Origin of the sequence: Kocuria tytonicola (assembly GCF_003687455.1) — a bacterium.
Lineage (GTDB): Bacteria > Actinomycetota > Actinomycetes > Actinomycetales > Micrococcaceae > Kocuria > Kocuria tytonicola.
Map to the genome: position 1 here is coordinate 1 of NZ_PHOA01000143.1, position 4,271 is coordinate 4,271.

General features: G+C 72.4%; 3 protein-coding genes. 1 reads left to right on the forward strand and 2 read right to left on the reverse strand.

Features of this window, described 5'->3' with window-relative positions; genetic code table 11:
- Window positions 1-119 precede the first annotated feature (119 nt).
- Entirely contained in the window at window positions 120-2,090 is a 1,971-nt protein-coding gene (locus CWC38_RS11075) for a S8 family serine peptidase (protein WP_240625236.1), read from the forward strand.
- Between the two features lie 222 nt (window positions 2,091-2,312).
- Here CWC38_RS11075 and CWC38_RS11080 read toward each other — a convergent pair whose 3' ends face one another.
- On the reverse strand, window positions 2,313-3,140 hold the full coding sequence (locus tag CWC38_RS11080) for a TrmH family RNA methyltransferase (RefSeq protein WP_121846782.1): 828 nt from the start codon (window positions 3,138-3,140) through the stop codon (window positions 2,313-2,315).
- A 103-nt stretch (window positions 3,141-3,243) separates the two neighbouring features.
- Window positions 3,244-4,149, reverse strand: coding sequence for a sulfite exporter TauE/SafE family protein (locus CWC38_RS11085; RefSeq protein WP_121846783.1), 906 nt, complete (start codon window positions 4,147-4,149; stop codon window positions 3,244-3,246).
- Window positions 4,150-4,271 lie beyond the last annotated feature (122 nt).

The following is a 4,271-nucleotide window of genomic DNA, read 5'->3' on the forward strand; positions in this document are numbered from 1 at the left end:
CCCTGATCCCGTGCCGTGGCCACGAAAGGTCCCCCCCCTCCATGACACTGCGACGTTCCCGCACGCGCTGCGCGCGCCACACTCCCCCCGTTCCGTCCAGCTCCGTTTCCTCCGGGTCGATGTCCCTCGCGGCACCGGCCCACGACGCCGCCGCGGCGCGGCCCCGGAACGTGCTGGGCGCCGTCGTCCGCAGGTCCTGCCTGCCCCTGGCCGTGACGGCGGCCCTGGTGCTCACGGCGCAGCCTGCCGCCGCCGCGCCCGCGGAGGCGGCGCCCGACACGCCCGCGACCACGGTCCCCTCGGACCCGCCCACGGAGACCGACCGGGTGATCGTGAAGTTCAAGGACACCGCGGCGCCCGAGACCACCAAGGAAAAGGTGGTGGAGACCGCCGCGGAGGACGCCCTGGACGGGGCCCGCGCCCCGGAGGCCACCGAGCACGTGAAGACCACCGCGGGGCAGGCGGACGTGATCAAGCTGGACCGTGAGCTGGACGAGGGCGAGCAGAAGAAGGTGCTCTCCGAGATCCAGGCGGACCCGGCAGTGGAGTACGCGGAGGCGGACCGGCTCGCCACCACCTCCTGGGTGCCCAACGACACCTACACGAACTTCCAGTGGAGCCTGTGGCCCGAGCAGGGCGGTGTGGACTTCACGCGCGCGTGGGACCTCTCCCGCGGCAACGGCCAGACCATCGCGGTGCTGGACACCGGCATCACCTCCCACGGGGACCTGAACTCCAAGGTGGTCCCCGGCCGGGACTTCATCAACGACACGGACCTCTCCCGGGACGGCAACCTGCGGGACGCCAACCCCCAGGACGAGGGCGACTGGAGCGGCGCCGGGGAGTGCTCCCCCGCCGCCCGCCCCTCGTCCTGGCACGGCACGCACGTGGCGGGGCTCGCGGCGGGCGTCACCCAGAACGGCGCCGGGATCTCCGGCGCGGCCCCCGGGGCGAAGATCCAGCCCGTGCGGGTGCTCGGCAAGTGCACCAACGGCTGGGTCTCGGACATCGCCGACGGCGTCGCCTGGGCCGCGGGCGCTCCCGTGGCCGGCCAGCCCGCGAACCCCAACCCGTCCAGCGTGGTCAACCTGTCCCTGAACTACCCCGGCGAGTGCGGCTGGACCATGCAGAACGCCATCAACACGGCCGTGAGCCGCAGGGTCCCCGTGGTGGTGGCCGCCGGGAACTCCGCCGTCAACGCGGGCGGGACCGCACCGGCGAACTGCGACAACACCATCGTGGTGGGCGCCTCGGACAACAACGGCAATACCGCGGGCTACTCCAACACGGGTGCCGTGGTGGACGTCCTCGCGCCCGGCGGCACCGGACAGTTCCCCATGCTCTCCACCGTGAACGCCGGAACCACCCGCCCCGCCGGTGCCACCTACGGCAACATGTACGGCACCTCCATGGCCACGCCGCTGGTCTCCGGAACCGTGGCGCTCATGAAGCAGCGGGACCCGTCGATCACCCCCGCGCGGGTGGAGCAGATCCTCACGTCCACCGCGAGCGGGCGGCTGGGCTCCCTCAACCTGAACCCCGCAGCCGCCGTGCGTGCGGTGGCGCCCACGAGCTTCAGCGCCTCCGGCGGCATCGGCGCCGCCTGGCGAGCCACCGGCGGCGCCGCCAGGTGGGGCAACCCCGTGATGAACGAGGCGAACGCCGCCGACGGCGGTCGCTACCAGGAGTTCGTGAAGAACGGCCGAAAGGTCACCATCTACTGGCACCGCAGCACCGGGGCGCACATCGTGGAGAACGGCACCGTGGTGGGCAAGAAGTTCATCTCCGGAGGCCGGGAGCGCGGCTACGGCTTCCCCAGCACAAATGAGATGCGGGTCAAGGGCGGGGCCTACCAGGTCCACCGCAAGGGTGCGTCGGTGACCAAGGTGCTGTGGAGCCCCGCCACCGGCGCCCACGCGGTCAAGGAGACCGGGGCCATCGGCGGCGCGTGGAAGCGCGCGGGCCTGGAGCGCGGCTGGGGCTGGCCCACCACCGAGGAGTACCGCTCCGGTGGAGAGGTCCAGCAGAAGTTCTCCAACGGCGTGACCGCCCACTGGACCTCCCAGCGCGGGGTGTGGACCACGCGCTGAGTGCTCTCACGGGCCAGAACGCCCGCTGACACGCCGAAGGGCGGCTCCCCGTGCGGGGAGCCGCCCTTCGGCATTCGCACGCACCGGACGACGCCGCCGCGCCCGCCCTCCCGCGGGGGCGGCCCTGCCCGCGGGAGCACCCGTCCCAACGGACATCGACCCGACAGAGCCCGTCCTTGCCCGGAGCAGCCACGGGGCGTCCCCTTGCAGGGCGGGCGCGCTTCAGCGCGGGCGCGTCTCCCAGAACGCCACGGCGCTCGCCGCGGCCACGTTCAGGGAGTCCACCCCGTGGCTCATGGGGATCACCACGTGGCGGTCCGCGTGGTGCAGGGTGGCCGCGCCCAGCCCCTGGCCCTCGGTGCCCAGGATCAGGGCGAGCTTCTCCGGCTGCTCCTGGGCCAGCGCGTCCACGGTCACGGCGTCCTCGCTCAGGGCCAGTGCGGCGGTGAGGAACCCGGCGTCCTTCACCCGTTGCAGGTCCGCGGTCCAGTGCTCCAGGCGCACCCACGGGACTTGGAACACCGTGCCCATGGACACCCGCACCGCACGCCGGTAGAGCGGGTCCGCGCAGCGCGGGGTGACGAGCACGGCATCGACGTCCAGAGCGGCGGCGGAGCGGAAGATCGCCCCCACGTTCGTGTGGTCCACGATGTCCTCCAGGACCGCCACCCGGCGGGACGCCGCGAGCACCTCGTCCAGGTCCAGCGGATCCGGCCGGTGCATGGCCGCCATGGCGCCGCGGTGCAGGTGGAAGCCGGTGATCCGCTCGAGCACGTCGTCCGAGCCCACGTACACGGGCACGTCGAAACGCTCCAGCACGTCCGCGAGGCCGTCGAGCCACTTCTCGGCCATGAAGAACGAGCGTGGGCGGTGCCCGGCGTCCAGGGCACGGCGCAGCACCTTGGAGGACTCCGCCAGGTACAGCCCGCGCTCGGGTTCGAGCTTCCGGCGCAGGGACACGTCCGTGAGGCTCGTGTAGTCGGCCACGCGAGGGTCGGCGGGATCGGTGAGGCGCACGATGCGCCCGGACAGCGGTGCGGGTGAGGTCACGGGATGGTCCTGGGGTGGAGGGACGGGGTGGAAGGGAGCGGGTGTCCGGCGCCGGTGCCGGCGGCACCGAGGTCGAGCCACGGTACCGGCCTGCGGGCAGCGCTCAGAGCAGCTTGGAGACCATGTTCGCCAGCGCCACCAGGCCCAGGACCACGATCACGGTGCGCAGCGCCACCGGGGACATCTTCTTGCCGATCTTCGCCCCCAGCCACGAGCCCACCGTGGAGCTCAGGGCGATGAGCAGCACGACCCACCAGTTGATGCGGTCGAACGCGAGCAGCACGTAGGAGAGGGCCGCCACGATGTTGACGGCCGCCACGAGCGCGTTCTTCACGGCGTTCGCGGACTGCAGCGGTGCGAGCAGGAACACACCCAGGATGCCCACGAGCAGCACGCCCTGCGCCGCCACGAAGTACCCGCCGTAGATCCCGGCGAGGAACACGAGCACGTACAGGATGGCAGGCTGCTTCGAACCGTCCACCTGCGGGGACGACGCCGCCACGCCCGCTTCGCCGGGGACGGCGTCGTCGGCCGCCGTGGCCGGGGAGGGGCCCTGGCGCTCCTTGCGGGCGCGCACCACGGCCTGCAGCCGCGGCTGGAACACCACGAAGGCCAGCGCGACCACGATCAGGACCGGGGCGACCACCTCGAAGACCTCTTCGGGCAGGTGCAGCAGCAGAGCGGCGCCGATCACGCCGCCCGCGACCGAGCACGGCAGCAGCTTGAGCAGCGTGCGCCGCAGACCGCGCAGCTCGCTGCGGTAGCTCCACGCGCCCGTGAGGTTGCCTGCGATCAGGCCCATCGCGTTGGACATGGACGCCGTGACCGGGGGGACGCCCATGGTCACGAGCACGGGGAAGGTCACCAGGGTTCCGGACCCGACGATGGTGTTGATGGTGCCGGCCCACAGCCCGGCCACCAGGATGAGCAGAACCTGCCACCACTCGAATCCCACGGCGCCCCCGGCACCGAAGACCTGGGCGGGCACGGCCGAGGACAGCGCGATCATGCGGGCGGCTCAGCGGGCGAACGCGGCGTAGCGGTCCGCGACCTTCACGAGCTTCAAGGGCATGTCGAACGTCTCGGAGAGGTTCTTCTGGGTCATCACCCGGCCCACCGGCCCCGCGGCCA